At 54.7% G+C, this 15,103-nt stretch carries 16 protein-coding genes; 12 read left to right on the forward strand and 4 right to left on the reverse strand.

The genetic code is table 11. The features are described from left to right. Position 1: 1 nt before the first annotated feature. The 11 genes from OCY70_RS16590 (at position 2) to OCY70_RS16640 (ending at position 8,318) form a co-directional block, all read left to right on the forward strand. The gene (locus OCY70_RS16590; protein ID WP_213431020.1) at positions 2–301 is read left to right on the forward strand and encodes a DUF2577 domain-containing protein; all 300 of its coding nucleotides are present in this window, start codon (positions 2–4) and stop codon (positions 299–301) included. Next, a complete protein-coding gene (locus tag OCY70_RS16595) occupies positions 298–711 on the forward strand; it encodes a DUF2634 domain-containing protein (protein ID WP_197259527.1) in 414 nt (137 codons plus the stop codon). Before OCY70_RS16590 ends, OCY70_RS16595 begins: the two co-directional genes overlap by 4 nt. Beyond that, a complete protein-coding gene (locus tag OCY70_RS16600; protein WP_261948772.1) occupies positions 704–1,816 on the forward strand; it encodes a baseplate J/gp47 family protein in 1,113 nt (370 codons plus the stop codon). Before OCY70_RS16595 ends, OCY70_RS16600 begins: the two co-directional genes overlap by 8 nt. Next, positions 1,806–2,393 carry a putative phage tail protein gene (locus OCY70_RS16605; RefSeq protein ID WP_213431022.1) on the forward strand — a complete coding sequence of 196 codons (588 nt, stop codon included), beginning with the start codon at positions 1,806–1,808 and terminating at the stop codon, positions 2,391–2,393. Before OCY70_RS16600 ends, OCY70_RS16605 begins: the two co-directional genes overlap by 11 nt. Then, positions 2,390–2,674 carry a ketopantoate hydroxymethyltransferase gene (locus tag OCY70_RS16610; RefSeq protein WP_213431023.1) on the forward strand — a complete coding sequence of 95 codons (285 nt, stop codon included), beginning with the start codon at positions 2,390–2,392 and terminating at the stop codon, positions 2,672–2,674. Before OCY70_RS16605 ends, OCY70_RS16610 begins: the two co-directional genes overlap by 4 nt. Then, a complete protein-coding gene (locus OCY70_RS16615; protein ID WP_213431024.1) occupies positions 2,675–5,167 on the forward strand; it encodes a hypothetical protein in 2,493 nt (830 codons plus the stop codon). It begins immediately after the preceding gene. Then, entirely contained in the window at positions 5,167–5,715 is a 549-nt protein-coding gene (locus tag OCY70_RS16620) for a hypothetical protein (protein WP_213431025.1), read from the forward strand. Before OCY70_RS16615 ends, OCY70_RS16620 begins: the two co-directional genes overlap by 1 nt. Before the next feature lie 2 nt (positions 5,716–5,717). Next, positions 5,718–5,873: an XkdX family protein gene (locus OCY70_RS16625; protein WP_213431026.1), complete on the forward strand. Its 156-nt coding sequence runs from the start codon at positions 5,718–5,720 to the stop codon at positions 5,871–5,873. A gap of 916 nt (positions 5,874–6,789) precedes the next feature. Continuing rightward, entirely contained in the window at positions 6,790–7,044 is a 255-nt protein-coding gene (locus OCY70_RS16630; protein ID WP_213431027.1) for a hypothetical protein, read from the forward strand. Positions 7,045–7,068: 24 nt separating this feature from the next. Further along, positions 7,069–7,832 (forward strand): IS5 family transposase gene (locus tag OCY70_RS16635; RefSeq protein ID WP_261944570.1). Its coding sequence is split into 2 segments (ribosomal slippage): positions 7,069–7,390 and positions 7,390–7,832, totalling 765 coding nucleotides; the frame shifts between segments, so codons are not numbered across the junction. Between the two features lie 159 nt (positions 7,833–7,991). Next, positions 7,992–8,318 carry a hypothetical protein gene (locus tag OCY70_RS16640; protein ID WP_213431132.1) on the forward strand — a complete coding sequence of 109 codons (327 nt, stop codon included), beginning with the start codon at positions 7,992–7,994 and terminating at the stop codon, positions 8,316–8,318. A gap of 251 nt (positions 8,319–8,569) precedes the next feature. On the opposite strand, the gene OCY70_RS16645 is transcribed toward OCY70_RS16640, so the two are convergent. Next, positions 8,570–9,901 (reverse strand): NCS2 family permease, encoded by a 1,332-nt coding sequence (locus tag OCY70_RS16645; protein WP_261944988.1) that lies wholly within the window; start codon positions 9,899–9,901, stop codon positions 8,570–8,572. Positions 9,902–10,234: 333 nt separating this feature from the next. On the opposite strand from OCY70_RS16645, the gene OCY70_RS16650 reads away from it, so the two are divergent. After that, the gene (locus OCY70_RS16650) at positions 10,235–10,720 is read left to right on the forward strand and encodes a hypothetical protein (RefSeq protein WP_213431133.1); all 486 of its coding nucleotides are present in this window, start codon (positions 10,235–10,237) and stop codon (positions 10,718–10,720) included. 184 nt (positions 10,721–10,904) lie between these two features. Here OCY70_RS16650 and ppdK read toward each other — a convergent pair whose 3' ends face one another. The 3 genes from ppdK to gap are packed head-to-tail and all read right to left on the reverse strand — an operon-like array spanning position 10,905 to position 14,760. Further along, a complete protein-coding gene (gene ppdK / locus OCY70_RS16655; RefSeq protein ID WP_213431134.1) occupies positions 10,905–13,583 on the reverse strand; it encodes a pyruvate, phosphate dikinase in 2,679 nt (892 codons plus the stop codon). Beyond that, positions 13,580–13,744, reverse strand: a complete 165-nt coding sequence (locus OCY70_RS16660) for a GapA-binding peptide SR1P (protein ID WP_213431135.1) — start codon at positions 13,742–13,744, stop codon at positions 13,580–13,582. Before OCY70_RS16660 ends, ppdK begins: the two co-directional genes overlap by 4 nt. Further along, positions 13,720–14,760: a type I glyceraldehyde-3-phosphate dehydrogenase gene (gene gap, locus OCY70_RS16665; protein ID WP_213431136.1), complete on the reverse strand. Its 1,041-nt coding sequence runs from the start codon at positions 14,758–14,760 to the stop codon at positions 13,720–13,722. Before gap ends, OCY70_RS16660 begins: the two co-directional genes overlap by 25 nt. Between the last annotated feature and the right edge of the window lie 343 nt (positions 14,761–15,103).

The following is a 15,103-nucleotide window of genomic DNA, read 5'->3' on the forward strand; positions in this document are numbered from 1 at the left end:
TATGGGGATGCTGGATATTATCAAAAAAGCCGGAGTGGGCGCCGTCGAGGCTTCCAGTCCGGTCTCGCTGCTGTTCGGCGAGGTGCTGAGCGCCGCTCCGCTCCGCATTCAGGTGGATCAGCGGTTTACGCTTCCCGCCAGCGCCATCGCCTTAACCGAGCAGTTGACCGAGTATAAGGTAAGGATCGGCACGGAGGAGGCCGTCATCCGGCATGGGTTGAAGGCCGGTGACAAGGTGCTGCTCGCCCGCGCGCAAGGCGGCCAGATGTATATTGCCATCGACAGGGTGGTGGGCATGTGATTCCACAAGTGCTGTTGGATATGGAAGATACTTTTGAGGTTGCCGAGGCCAGCCAGCCGACACGGACGTACCGAATTGATCGCGGAGCGGGCAGGGTTGCAGGCATAACTGATGGCCTGGATGCGATGAAGCAGGCGATCGACAAGCTGCTGCAGACGGAACGGTATGAGCATCTCATCTATAGTCCGAATTACGGAACCGAGCTGAGAGCGAATCTTGGATATGGCGCGGGCTTCGTTCAATCTGAATTAGAACGGGCGATTACCGAAGCGCTGATGCAGGATGACCGGGTGCGGAGCGTGACCGCATTCGAATTCCAATCGGCGGAGGATGCCATGCTGGTCAGCTTCATGGTGGAGACGACGGAAGGGACGGTGCAGACGATGAAGGAGGTGACCGTCAATGGATAATGGAGTTGGAGGACAAGCGCGCTTGCAGGACACCCCGCGCTATGAGGATATTTTGGCGCGCATGCTGGAGCGGGTTCCCAATGAGGTGGACAAGCGGGAAGGCAGCATCATCTACGATGCGCTCGCGCCGGTCGCGGCCGAAATGGCGCAGTGGTATCAAGAGATGAGCCTGAACCGTGAGCTATCCTATGCCGATACGGCTACAGGCGCTTATCTGGAGCGCCGCACGGCTGAGTTCGGCGTGCGCCGCTTGCCCGCTGTCGCCGCCAAGCGGCGAGGGAGATTTTACGCTGCGGACGGCTCGCCGAAGAGCGTGCCGATCGGCAGCCGTTTTGCGATCGAAGATTTGACATGGCGGGTAACGGCATCGCTGACCCCTGGGGAAAGAGAGCTGACTTGCGAGACGGAGGGAGCGGACGGCAACCGGCTCTATGGGGAACTGACGCCGATCGACTATATCGCCGGGTTGGCCCGGGCGGAATTGGGGGACATTCTCGTTCCCGGGGAGGACACGGAATCCGATGACGCGCTGCGCGCTCGCTATCTTGAAGCGATGAACGAGCAGCCGTTCGGAGGCAATGTGTCCGACTATCGAACGAAGCTCACCGTGATGCCGGGCGTAGGCGGAGTGAAGGTATTCCCGGCCTGGCAAGGGGGCGGAACCGTCAAGTGTACGCTCATCTCCTCAGATTATCAAGTTCCGTCGGCGGAGCTGATTGCCGAGGTTCAGGAACAGACTGATCCGAAGGCGGCTGCCGGACTGGGCGGAGGCTTCGCTCCCATCGGGCATCAGGTAACGATCGCGGCTGTGCGTCCCGTGGAGGTGCAGGTCGAGACGACGCTGCAGCTCGACAAGGGAATGACGCTTGGCCAAGTGCAGGGCGACGTCGAACAGGTGCTGCAGCAATATATGCATCTGCTGCGGGAGTCGTGGAAGGACCAGGAGAAGCTGATCGTGCGCATCAGCCAGATGGAAGCCCGGATACTCACTGTGCCGGGGGTTGCGGATGTGAGCGGCACGACGCTGAACGGAACCGCGGCCAATCTGGAGCTCGCCGAGGAGGAAGTGCCTGTGCTGCGGGAGGTGAAGCTCCATGGAGCGTAACTATTGCTCCTATTTGCCTCCCTATTATGAGGGCATTCGCGAATTCGAATGGCTGGGAGAGACCGTCGATTCGGAGCTTAAGGGCGTAGCGGCAGGGGCCGAGAAATGGCTGAACGATCAATTTGTGCTTACGGCCAGCGAGGCATCACTGAAGCGGAGGGAAGAACAACTCGGCATCCAGGCTGACCCGGCACAGGAATCGTTGGATTTCCGGAAAAAACGGGTCATGAACCGTTACTCCACCAAGCCGCCGTTCACGGTGCGGTACTTGCAGGAGCGGCTCGACTTCCTGCTTGGCGTTGACCGGGCCAAGGTGGAGCTCGACGTCGGCCGCTTCGAGCTTACCGTTCGGGCGAAGCTGACCGACGCGGCGATTTTCAAGGAAGTGGAGCATACGGTGCGCTTCATGAAGCCGGCCAATCTCTTGTATCGGCAGGCTACATCCTTGTCGGAGCGGATCGAGGTTCAGGAGCATTTGAGCCGTACCCCGCTTAACCGCCGGACGAAGCTGTCGACGGGCTGGAGACTGGGACGGACGCCGTTTGCCGAACGGGGACAGGAGGTCGTATTGAAATGATTAGTTCTATTTTATTGCAGGAAATGGCGCAGCACGTCAACCGTAGAATCGCCAAGGTCGTGCTGAACCAATCCGTGGAAATTACGGATTTTCAGATCAAGGATGTATCGGAGCAGGAAGTGCTGATGGAATACATCATCCCTGCCAGCGCGGCGGAGACCGTGACGCTGATTGAACTGCAGGATGAAGCCGGAACGGTTCTGACCTCGAATCCGGTATACATTCCGCTTACAACCGATACGCTCATCAAGCATCCAATCGCAATCAAGGAGGTGGCCTAGATGCCATACGAGGCAAAGACCGACTGGAAATACGACGACCTCGTCACCGAGAAGGACATGAACCGCATCGAGCAGGGCCTGAAGGACGCCCATGTTCCTGCCTACCAGCCGCTAACGCTAAACCCCGGCCTCCAGGTGGTAGAGGTCGAGAACGACACGCCGTTCCGGATGGGGGAGGTGAAGGGGCGGACGTTGGTGAATTTGTTGGGGCGTGCTGGAGGATGCGAAGATGTGAGTCTCTGGGCTGATTCTTTTACATCTCATATTCTTGATTCGACAAATAAAACATCGGGATTATTTGGGATGAAGGTTTCATTTACTGGGGTTACCGGCTCTGGACTTGTCCATATTCAAAAAATTTCACTTAAAGCTGGTAAGTATTATGTGGCATTGGTTGATTTGAAAAACAGCAATGCTGCCGAGCTCTGTTTGAATTTTAATCATATCAATAGTACATTGGCTACCGATGTCTCGAAGTTTACTCCGGTTCATATTCGTTTATCACCTTCTGAAGATATAACATCTAATTTTCATGTCCTTATTACCGGAGAAACAAATTGTTACGGATATATGGATTCTGCGCGACTCTACGAAATTACCGAAGCTGAGTATAACGCAATCGGAAGCATGACACCTGAACAGGTTGCGGAGCGGTATCCATATGTTGACTCTATGACAAATATCAAGAACCCGTATGCGATTGTAACGGCTGGGAATTTGCTACCGCCATTTTATGATGGCTGGTATTCCCCGCCTTCATTTGTGATAACAGGGCCTTACACAGCATTGATTAAAGCTGCAGGCAATTATGAATCAACTTACAAAGAGATGACGTTGTTACCAAATACTGATTATACATTCTCTGCAGAGCATAATGGATGGATAGGTGTATTCCTGCCTGATTCAAAGACCGCTGTAGCTCCATACACGCGCGAAGAGACAGTCACGTTTAATTCTGGAAGTAATACGGTCGTACGATTCTTTTTCAGTAATGTCTTGCTAGGTCCCGGAATGTATACATTCCGCAACCCAATACTCACCGTCGGTCGTGAAACGAAGAACTTCGTTCCGCAGCAACGTTCAATGCTCGCTTTCGAAACGGAACTAGTAGCGAATCCAATAGATGGCAGCAATCCCGACACCCTCTATATAGGAGACGATGGGCTGCCATATGTGTTGGAGAAGTGGGGAAGGGTTACTTTGGATTTAATCGAAGGAGTTTCTTCTTTTCTCTCAGGCGTGGGACATAGAACTGTTGTGTGTATTCTCAAAGATATTGCTGTAAAAGATGAGGGAATCCTTGTTAAATACGATGGAAAAATGCTTTCTCGCACTGTTTATGGTCAACCAGCTACTGATGCTGACCAATTCGTAGTAGGTACATCTGATGTTCATATGCAAATATCTCATACAGACAGCGGATGGGGGCCGGATTACTCTCCAACAGTTGACGAGATAAAGGCATATTTCTTGGGATGGAAGATGGGCATAGTAGGGCAACCCCGCACAGTTCTCTACAATGGAGAAGGAGGGAAAGTGTGGTACAAAATCTCTATGTGTACCGTCAATGCGTCACATAGCTTAAGTAGGGAGGATTGGGTTGAATATAATACGCCAACATATCCAGCCGGAGTGGACTCAGTCGGCACTTTTAATCACCCCTATCGTCTCCAATACCTAAAGGCCCAGCCAACTGTCGAACCTGTCTACAACTACGAAATGGGCGCAACGTTGTGTGCTGGCTCGAACATGGTCGAGGTCGGCAGCGGTATTGTGCTGAGAGAACGGGCGAATCCTGCTTATATATCAGGCTATGGTTGGTATGTTGCGGATAAAACGAGACCCGAAAGTTGTTTAAGATACTCACCAAAACATATTTACTATATGTACCGTAACAAGAACTTTGATCCGTCTTGGGAGAAACTAGCGAACTCCAATTCACAAGGATTTGAAAAAGTAAAAATTCCAGAGGAACGTAAGACGCAGTTTGACCCAACTGCGATTTACTTTGCTACTTACACAATGTTAGACCCGACACTACCTTCAACTATACCGGGCACCATCGCCAAGAATCTGCCTGGTACTGTATCTGATTTGGTACAAGATGTAGGTTCGATTGACCAGCGGCTATCAGTGGTAGAAACTTTAGATATAAGGGAAAGAGACACCGGATGGATATTTGTAACTCCTCTCAATGGTTGGGTACACTACCCAAAAAAGAAATGCTGTTTTAGAGTGGTGGGTAACAAACTTTATCTTAGAGGTTTGCTACAGGACGGGACGGCAACAAAGACTACAATGTTCTCCCTCCCAATTAACACCTCGGAAGGGGTTTGGGAGAAAGTGGCAACATGGAGTGGAAGTGATAATGTGAATAATATCCAGGTAAATCTGACACCAAACGGCAACATGAATATAAATGCAGGCTCCGCCTTAAAATATGTTAGTTTTGACGGCCTTGTAATCGAGTATGACAGATTGGAGGTGTTGTAATGTTCTCTTCAAGTATTGTAGACATCGATGGCAAGTTCTTACGTGCGACGATGTTTGCTAACGGGGATATGGTTTCTGAAAGATATGAGGGTGAAGAACTCATAGGTTATACCATATCCATAACAATGCCAGATGGACTGTATCAGCCTATATTTGATGTCGATGGCTACAGGGAGGAGCAGAAGGCATATGAGGCCGCATACTCCGAATACATGGCTGCCCTGGCCGAGCATTACCCAGAAAGCGACAAGCCGCATCCCGTTCCGCCACAACCTGTGGATGGGCCGAGCTACTGGAAGCATGGCCTCACGCAGGAGGAAATCGACGCGCTAAATCCGGAGAGGCAACCGAGTGAATTAGAGTTGTTACAGAAGGAAAACGCAAGACTGCTCCTTCAAATGGCTGAGATGGAAACCCGCGGTGAACAGCAGGCGATGGATACGGCGGCGTTACTCCTGCAAAATGCTGAATTTGAAGCGAAGAATCGGCAAATAACGCAGAACCATGAGGTGTTGGTGCAGAAATTGACGGAGAAAGGAGTACTTTAACTATGGATTGGTTTATAACGATTAAGCGGTACTACGACATGAGAATTTATAAATTGGATCCGAATGACCCGATGTATGTCGGGAAGTTCTGCGAGTTCGGCAAGATAACACAGGAGCAGTATGAGGCGATTACCGGGGAACCTTATAATACAAAATAAGCGCCTCACGCCCGAAGAGCCTGGCGTTATTATTTCGCCCCCGACCGATATCGGGGGCATTCCATTCCCCAAGACACAGCTCCTCAGGCAAGGTCTAATACGTACAACCTTATCCCCATACCTTAACACTCATTAACCATTAGTTTGAGTCAGTCCTGTGTTGAGGGTTGTTCATATGGCGGTGAAGACTTGCCCTACCATCAGGTCAGAAATCAGACTCTATTTGACTGTGGCTTACGTGACAGAACCCAAATGAATATCATACACATGCCCTTGTGAAGCCAGTTTGACTCTGACGGTGCTTTTGCCCTTGCTGCTGAATTGGTATTCGCCCAGTCTTTTATTGTACTCTTGCGAGTAGGATGAGATATCGACGCCCAGCACATCCTTGATTACGGGCTTGGTAGTGCTGGCAACCCGCTTCAATTTCCTAGGCTGGCGCAGCCAAAAGAATGCTGACGCCAAGAAGGGATGAGGGCAATTTCGTCGACTTATTCACAAGAGATTTCAAGTGATAATGTTTTCTACGCTTTTCATAAAAGTGTGTCTCTTTTCTGTGCTGCCTGCTTCGGTGTTGAGGGAACTGAAACATGTTCGTTAACGAGCGCATTCTCCCTTTCAAGCGAAGGAATCTCTCTCATCCGCTTAACACTAAGCCATGCTGATGTTCATGACACCGGATATCGGAGATACCGGCAAAATTGTATGCGCTTATATTGCGTATATTACACTTGGCATTTTGTATGCGGGAATCAACCTGCCGCTAACCTCGCTCTTGCCGAGTATGACGTCTATTCGCAGGAACGGACGGCTGTCAATTCCGTGAGGATGATTCTCGGCCAACTGGGAGGGCTTGTTGTCAGCATCGGCACGCTGCCGTTGGTAGCCGGGCCAAGGCGATCAGCAGCTAGGGTTTTTGTGGACGATGATGATGCTCTTCGCCTCGGTTGCCGTCGTCTTGTTCTTCATCATGTTCGCGAATACGCGCGAGCGGGTGCAGACGGCCAATGGCAGCCAGGTCGTCCCGTTCAAGGAAAGTCTCAAGGCGTTGAAGGGCAATGTGCTATGGTGGCTGCTGCTCTTCCTGAACGTGTTCTTTTGGATCGCATTCACGAGCAAGGGGCGATCGACCGTCTTTTTCCTAGGGCGTGTACGCAAACTATCGAAATAGCCAAATATCTGGTAAACTTATCCTATGAGAAGACGATATGAGATACGAGATGACCAATGGGAACGACTCAAAGACCTCTTGCCACCGGAACGGAAACCACAGGGTGGACGTCCGGCAATCGATAACCGAAAAATGTTCAATGCCATGCTTTGGGTGATTCGTTCTGGTGCGCCTTGGCGAGACTTGCCAGAGCATTATGGCTCCTGGAGCAGTGTCTACAGTCGTTTCCGCCGCTGGGAGAAAGCAGGCATCTTTGATCGAATGCTAGACGTTCTGGCTGCCAATCCCGATGACGAAAGTGTTATGCTCGATGCTTCCATCGTTCGTGTTCACCAACACGGCGCGGGGGCAAAAGGGGGCAGCAATTCCAAGCCATCGGACGATCACGCGGAGGATTAACCAGCAAGATTCATGCCGTTGTAGACGGCCTTGGCAATCCGCTACGCTTCGAAGTAACCGCAGGCAACATCAATGATTGTGTAACGGGTTATGAGATCCTGCAAACCCAAGACATACAAGGTAAACATGTTTTGGCGGATCGCGGATACGATACCGATAAAATCATTGCGCTTTTGGAAGAGAAACTGGCCCATTCCGTCATTCCCAGTAAGAAGAATCGCACGATCCAACGTACAACCGACTGGTGGTTGTATAAAGAGCGTCATCTGGTCGAATGCCTGTTCAACAAACTCAAACATAATCGTCGGCTGGCAACTCGGTACGATAAATTGGCCTGTACTTTTGTTGCCTTCTTAAAGCTGGCCTCTTCCATGATCTGGTTGGCTTAAGGTTTGCATACACGCCCTAAAATACAATCTTGGCCGAGAAGATCTTGTTCCGCTCGTGAACAGCCTGAATGTGGTGCTGATGGCCGGCATCGCATTGATGCCGATGCTAGCTAAGCGGACCGGGAAGAGTAATACGGCCTTGCTTAGGATGGCGGTGGGTTGTTAGTCAACTGGCCATGTAAGGGCGGCGCTGGCAAGCTCGATCCCGCTGTTGGTCGGAGCAGTCGTGGCCGGCAAGGTCGGCCTCGGATTGACCGTATGATGCTGGCCGACACCGTTGCTTATGGGGAGTGGAGATCCGGCGTCAGGGCTCAAGGGCTGCTGACAGCCTCAAGCTCCTTCGGCGTCAAGGTTCAGCATGGGAATCGGCGGCGCCTTGGTCGCATGGGTTCTGGCGAGCGCCAATATGCGCCGAACCAGGAGCAGGCGGTATCCGGACTGGCAGCCATTCAGTTCAATTTCGTCTGGATCCCGTTTATCTGCTGATGTGTATCGGACTGCTACTGTTCTACCGGCTGGAAAATGTCGAGCAGCGCATGATCCAGGATCTCGAAGCAAAGCTTCGTCAAGGCGGGAAGGCGGCCATCCAAGCTTGACTGCAAGCGGCCAATGGGGACGTATGGCTCCGGATGGGACTATACTTGCCGATACCGATGCTCTCCCGTTGTTCGCGAAGGAACTCACAAAGCCCGCTCGAACGCCGATGCGTCCGAAGCGGGCTTCTGCCATTGCTTCGCCTATATCGTCTGCAGCACAAAATGCATAACAAACAGAAGCGAAATGATATAGAACAGGGGCTTGACTTGGCGCCCTTTGCCCACCGCCAGGTGGAACAGCGCATAGCTGATGAAGCCGATCGCGATTCCGTCCACGATGCTGTGCATCAGCGGAATGAACGCGATGATGAAGAAGGCGGGAAGGCCTTCCTCCAGCCGTTCGAAGGAAATATTCCGGACGGCGGGAATCATCAAGCCGCCAATGAAGATCAGGATCGGCGCTACCGCCGGATCCGGAACGAGCGTGATGACCGGCATCGCAATGAACGTCAACAGGAACAGCACTCCCGTGACGATCGAAGTCCAGCCTGTTCTTCCTCCGGACGAGATGCCGGCGGCCGCTTCCACGGTCGAGACCGTCGGACTTGTGCCGAAAATCCCGCTCAGGAAGACCGTGACCGCGTTGGCCTGAACGACGCGCTGGAAACGCTCCTGTCGGCCGCTCATATTCAACTGCGCGTTAATCAGTCCGACGCTCTCGAACACGATGACAAGCGTCAGCGAGAAGACCGCGACAATCAAGGTCGCGACGGGTAGGCCCTTCACGGTCAACTGCCCGAACACATCCCCATAGGTGGACCAGGAAAAGCCTCCGCCCCCGGCCGCCGCCTTCGTCGGCACGGCTCCGAACAGGTAGGAGAGCACGGTCCCACCGCTAATCGCCAGCAGCAGATTCCCCGGAACCTTCCGCATGTACAGAATGCATGTCAACGCCAAGGTCAACAGCGTAACCAGCACGCCCGGATCGGCAAAGGATTGCACCGCAATTATAGAGGAGCGATCCGAGACGATGACCCCGCCCTTTTGCAATCCGATGAGGACGAGCATGAGACCGATTCCGACCGAGATCGCTTCCTGCAATGAAGCGGGAATGGCCGTTCTCAGCTTCTCGACGAGCGAAGTCATGCTAATGGCAATGAAGCAAATGCCGGATATCGCGGTGACGGCCAGCGCCTGCTGCCACGTCAACCCCATGCCCTGAACGAGCGTGTACGTGAACATCGCGTTGATTCCCATCCCCGGCGCGATGATCAGGGGCGCTTTGCCCCACCAGCCCATAATGAAGCAGCCGATCGCGGACGCGAGCACGGTGGCGATAATACCGGCTTCCTGCGGAATCCCGGCATCCGCCAATATCGATGAATTGACAATAATAATATAGACAATCGCAAAAAAAGATACGATTCCCGCTAACAGCTCCCGCCGCCAATCGCTAGGATTCAGGCGGACAGCTGGATTAGGTGAAGCATTCTCCTTTGCATGCGATGGTCTCTCTCTTTCTTGGTGGACCAATCGAATACCTGCTTTCCATCGTAGCCCCTCACCCAACCCTTTCATTAATATGAAAGATAGACGGCATGAAAGCCGCTATTGCGCTTATTGTATCACATCCTGGAAGGAAATAAACAAGAGGAATTTCACTTCCTGATAAAAGGATAGTCTGCGGTCGATTGTCGCTGTTGTTTTCAGAGGAGGGGGGACGGTTTTTGAAACAAGGAAGGCGGCTGTTCCGCAGATCCTTAGCATCACTCTCCCGTCCGGTCAGAAGGGGATGCCTTCTCGGACCTGACGGACTGCAACAAAAACGAAGCTGGTACGTCTGTTGTTAAAGGAGGTGGATAATAATTGAAAAAATGGTTGGTTGCTATGGTTCTTTTTGCGTGTCTCGGATGTCAGCCCTTGAATGTGGAGCGATCGGCGAACTCGGGTACGGAGGGAGGCTCTTTTACAATGGAAAATAGGGAAGTAGAACTGTTCTCGGCGCATCTCTCCCTTCCGCAAAAAGTGGGAATCAACGAGGTCTTTACAATCAAAGCGGAATTAAAGCAAGAAGCGGAACAAAAACTCGCCATAACCAGTCGGGAGCAATTGTTTGTGTATACGATTAAGGATGGAACCGGGAAGGAGATCAACTCGTACGCGGTTACGGATGGGGGTAAGAATCGGAATTTGACTGGCAAAGCGTTTGTTTCAGAAAATTATACATACAAGATTCAGCATCCGGGTATGTATGAAGTCTCGGCGCTTGCTGAGTTTACGGTACATGTAGATGGGAAAAGCAAAATGTACTCCATTCACACTGCCTCGAAGAAAGTAGAAGTCACAGAATAGCCAGTTCATCTTCCTAGAAATCCTTCACGAACTGGCCAACCTTCCAAACTCCTCAGTTCGATTCAATGGCCGAATGGCTCCTTCCCGCTGTATAAGCCCCCATGACGGAAGCTGTGACAGGCTGCCGGGGATCATTCCGACAGCCTGCTGCCCCGCTTGCGCAGGCCCTATCCGCAGGCCCTATCTACACCGATATCGAATGCAGGGAAGCTTTGTTCCGGCTTCCGTGCAGCAGCTTCGCCTGGGCGGCGGCGATGCGGGCGAGCGGGACGCGGAACGTCGAGCAGCTTACATAATCGAGCCCCGTCGCATGGCAGAACAGGATCGAATCGCGCTCGCCGCCGTGCTCGCCGCAGATGCCGGTCTTGAGCTGCGGATTGGCGGCAAGGCCGCGCTCCACGGCCAGCTCAATCAACTGGCCGACGCCGGACGTGTCGAGCACCTGGAACGGGTTCGCCGCCAGCACGCGGCGGTCGACGTAGTGGGCGAGGAACTTGCCCTCCGCGTCGTCGCGGCTGCAGCCAAACGTCATTTGCGTCAGATCGTTCGTGCCGAACGAGAAGAAGTCGGCATGCTCCGCAATCTGGCCCGCCGTCAGCGCCGCGCGCGGCACCTCGATCATCGTGCCGATGCGGTATGCGCAGTTGCGCCGTTCCGGACCGAGCACCCGCTCCGCCGTGCGCTCGATCAGCTCGCGCAGCAGCTTCAGCTCGGCGGCGTGGCCGACCAGCGGCACCATGATGTCCGGCTGCACGCGCACGCCTTTCCGCAGCATGCGGGAGGCGGCGAGGAACAGCGCCTCCGTCTGCATCTCATAGATCTCCGGGAACAGAATGCCGAGCCGGCAACCGCGCTGGCCGAGCATCGGATTCAGCTCATGCAGCGAACGCACCTTGGCGATCAGGCGCTCCAGTTCTTTTCGTTCGCGGGCCGTTCCGGCTCCGGTCGCTTTCCATTCGGTCTGCCGGACGACAAGCTCCTCCAGATTCGGCAGGAACTCATGGAGCGGAGGGTCCAGCAGCCGAATCGTGACCGTATAACCGTCCATCGCCTCGAAAATGCCCTCAAAGTCCTCCTGCTGGAGCGGCAGCAGCCGCGCGAGCGCCTTCCGGCGCTCCGCCTCCGATTCGGCCAGAATCATCTCCTGGACGATGCGAAGCCGATCCGCGGACATGAACATATGCTCGGTCCGGCAGAGGCCGACGCCTTCGGCCCCGAGCGCACGCGCCTTGGCGGCGTCCCCGGGCGTATCCGCGTTCGCATAGACGCCCAGCTCGCGTTCGCGGTCGGCCCATTCCAGCACCTGCTGGAATTCATCCGACATCTCCGCGTCGACGACCGGCACGGCTCCGGCAATGACGCGTCCTGTCGCGCCGTCGATCGACAGCAGGTCGCCTTCGCGGAAGGTGCGAGCGCCAATGGCGATTTGCTTCTTGGCGAAGTCGAAGCTGACCTCCTCGCAACCTGTGACGCAGGGTTTCCCCATGCTGCGGGCGACGACGGCCGCGTGGCTCGTCATGCCGCCCCGGCTCGTCAACACGCCTTCCGCCGCGAGCACGCCGTGAATGTCCTCCGGCGTCGTCTCCGGCCGGACGAGAATGACGCGTTCGCCGGCGGCGGCCATCCGCTCAGCCTCGTCGGCGTCAAGCACGATGCGGCCGGAAGCGGCTCCCGGCGAGGCGGGCAGGCCGGTCGCCACGGTGTCAATCGCGGCATCGGGCGCAATGGACGGGTGCAGCAGATGCTCCAGCTGCGCGACATCCATTCGCAGCAAGGCTTCCTGCGCCGTGATCAGCCCTTCCTGCACGAGCGCGACCGCGATGGCGACGGCCGCTTGCGCCGTTCGCTTGCCGGCCCGCGTCTGCAGGATGAACAGCTTGCCGCGCTCGACCGTGAACTCGATATCCTGCATGTCTCGATAATGGCGCTCCAGCTGGCCGGCGGCTTCGACAAGCTGCCGGTACAGCTCCGGCATTTCCTCCGCCATCTTGGCGATCGGCTGCGGCGTCCGGGTGCCGGCGACGACGTCCTCCCCCTGCGCATCGGTCAAATACTCCCCGAACAGCAGCTTCTCGCCCGTCGACGGATGACGGGTGAACAGCACGCCCGTCCCGCTGTCCGCGCCGCGGTTGCCGAACACCATCGACTGGATGTTGACGGCCGTCCCCTCGTCATCGGAGAGCTGGTGCAGCTTGCGGTACACCTGCGCGCGGTGATTGTTCCAGCTCCGGAACACGGCTTCGATGGCCAACCTCAGCTGAACATGCACGTCCTGCGGGAACGGTGCGCCTGCATCTTCCTCCAAATATTGCTTATACCGCCGGACAACCTCACGCAAGGCGTCGGCGGAGAGAGCCTGGTCCGTTCGCGCGTCGCTTTCCGCCTTGACTTCGGCGAGGATGCGCTCGAAATCGCCCGATTCGACGCCGGACACGACATTGCCGAACATATGAATGAGGCGGCGGTAGCAATCATAGGCGAAGCGTTCGTCGCCCGTAGCGGAAGCGAGGCCTTGAACGGTCTTATCGTTCAGTCCGAGATTGAGAATCGTATCCATCATGCCGGGCATGGAATGCACGGAACCGGAGCGGACGGAGACGAGAAGCGGATTGCGGGCATCCCCGAACCGCTGGCCGCGCATGAGCTCGACGGCTTGCAGCGCGGCGCGCACATCGTCCATCAGGCCGTCCGGCAGCCGGTTCTGCGCGTAGTAGGATCGGCACGCTTCCGTCGTAATGGTGAAGCCCGGCGGCACGGGCAGCCCGATGCGCGTCATCTCCGCGAGATTGGCTCCCTTTCCGCCCAACAGCGCTTTCATGCCGGCATCGCCATGCCGGAAGTGACAGATCCAATTCGGCTTCATTCTGATTCGCCCCCGATTTTATCGATTTTGGAACAGACGGCGCAGTCGTCGCACCGATGATAGTACACGATCACTTTCTCGGTATCGATTTCCTCCAAAAGGGTACCGCAGCGTTCGCATAGAATAGCGCCCAGCATTACCGGGCAGCTGCCGTTTTGCATGAGCCTTTCACTCCCTCCAGCGCAACGTGGCGGGTCAAGTCGACGACCCGGGCCGCGTAGGCCCATTCGTTGTCATACCAGGCGAGAAGCTTAATGTGGCGATCATGGGCGATAAGCGACATCCCGTCGACGACGGCCGATTTGTCGTTGCCGATGAAGTCGGTGGAGACGAGCGGCTCGTCGCACCATTCGAGATAACGATCATGCCCGTCGCGGATCGCATGCAGGAAGGCGAGCCGGACATCGTCCGCGGTCACGGAAGTTTTCACTTCGGCCGTCAAATCGACGAGCGAGACGTCCGGCGTCGGCACGCGAACCGAGATGCCTTGCACCGAGTTCGCCAGATGCGGCAGAATGCCGGCCAGCGCCTTGCCTACGCCGGTGGTCGTCGGGACGATGGACTGCGTGCATGCCCGCGCGCGTCGCAAATCTTTATGCGGATTATCGAGATGCTTCTGATCATTGGTGTAGGAATGAATGGTGGTCATCCAGCCGGATGCGACGCCGAACGAGCGATCGAGCAGATGAAGCAGCGGCGCGAGACAGTTTGTCGTGCAGGATGCGGCCGAGACAAGATGATGGCTTTTATCGTCGTACATATGCTCGTTGACGCCCATCACGATCGTCAGGTCGAGCTCTTTGCTTGGAGCGGTGATGACGACTTTCTCCGCGCCGGCTTCGATATGTTTGGAAGCGCCCGGGCGGTCCGTGAATTTGCCGGTTGCATCGATGACGGTATGAATGCCGAGCGACTGCCAGGGCAGCCGGGCCGGATCGGCTTCTGCGACGACCTGAACAGGCGTATCATTAATAAGGAGCGTATTGCCTTCAGCGGCGATGTTCGCGTTCCATTTTCCGTGAATGGAGTCGTACTTGAGCAGATGCGCGATGGTGGCGGCGGGATAAAGAGTGTTCACGGCCCGGATGGCGAACGGCGAATGCGCTTCATCCATAGCGCGGCGCAGCACGAGACGGCCGATGCGGCCCATGCCGTTGATGGCAACAGGTAAAGCCATTGTCGAATTCCTCCTTCAGAGTGGATCCATAATTGGTTTCTTTTTCACGATACAGTATATCACAATAAATAAATGATGTGTAATATATAATCGCATATTTTTAATATAATACGTCATAATAAAAATGGGGCGTTCTTTTTTACAATTAGGAAGGGGATTGGGAATCGATTTTATAAAAAATACGGAAAATTTGATTCCTCCTCATCTCCTTGCGTTTTGGGAGTGACTTTCGGTGGAGAAAAACTTTTCGAGGCCTCTCAGTTGGACAAAGTCCGATAAAAGCTACATTACCTGGCTCAATTTAAGTAGTAATTTTATAGAGATGAAATGAGGCGGGGAAAGG

Source organism: Paenibacillus melissococcoides (assembly GCA_944800085.1).
Taxonomy (GTDB): Bacteria; Bacillota; Bacilli; order Paenibacillales; family Paenibacillaceae; genus Paenibacillus_B; species Paenibacillus_B melissococcoides.

What these genes read in the sequence shown, in the direction of transcription:
- OCY70_RS16590 (WP_213431020.1), top strand. Translation starts at nt 2, where the DNA reads ATGGGGATGCTGGATATTATCAAAAAAGCCGGAGTGGGCGCCGTCGAG.
- OCY70_RS16600 (WP_261948772.1), top strand. Translation starts at nt 704, where the DNA reads ATGGATAATGGAGTTGGAGGACAAGCGCGCTTGCAGGACACCCCGCGC.
- OCY70_RS16605 (WP_213431022.1), top strand. Translation starts at nt 1,806, where the DNA reads ATGGAGCGTAACTATTGCTCCTATTTGCCTCCCTATTATGAGGGCATT.
- OCY70_RS16610 (WP_213431023.1), top strand. Translation starts at nt 2,390, where the DNA reads ATGATTAGTTCTATTTTATTGCAGGAAATGGCGCAGCACGTCAACCGT.
- OCY70_RS16615 (WP_213431024.1), top strand. Translation starts at nt 2,675, where the DNA reads ATGCCATACGAGGCAAAGACCGACTGGAAATACGACGACCTCGTCACC.
- OCY70_RS16620 (WP_213431025.1), top strand. Translation starts at nt 5,167, where the DNA reads ATGTTCTCTTCAAGTATTGTAGACATCGATGGCAAGTTCTTACGTGCG.
- OCY70_RS16625 (WP_213431026.1), top strand. Translation starts at nt 5,718, where the DNA reads ATGGATTGGTTTATAACGATTAAGCGGTACTACGACATGAGAATTTAT.
- ppdK (WP_213431134.1), bottom strand. Translation starts at nt 13,583, where the DNA reads ATGAAGCCGAATTGGATCTGTCACTTCCGGCATGGCGATGCCGGCATG.
- OCY70_RS16660 (WP_213431135.1), bottom strand. Translation starts at nt 13,744, where the DNA reads ATGCAAAACGGCAGCTGCCCGGTAATGCTGGGCGCTATTCTATGCGAA.
- gap (WP_213431136.1), bottom strand. Translation starts at nt 14,760, where the DNA reads ATGGCTTTACCTGTTGCCATCAACGGCATGGGCCGCATCGGCCGTCTC.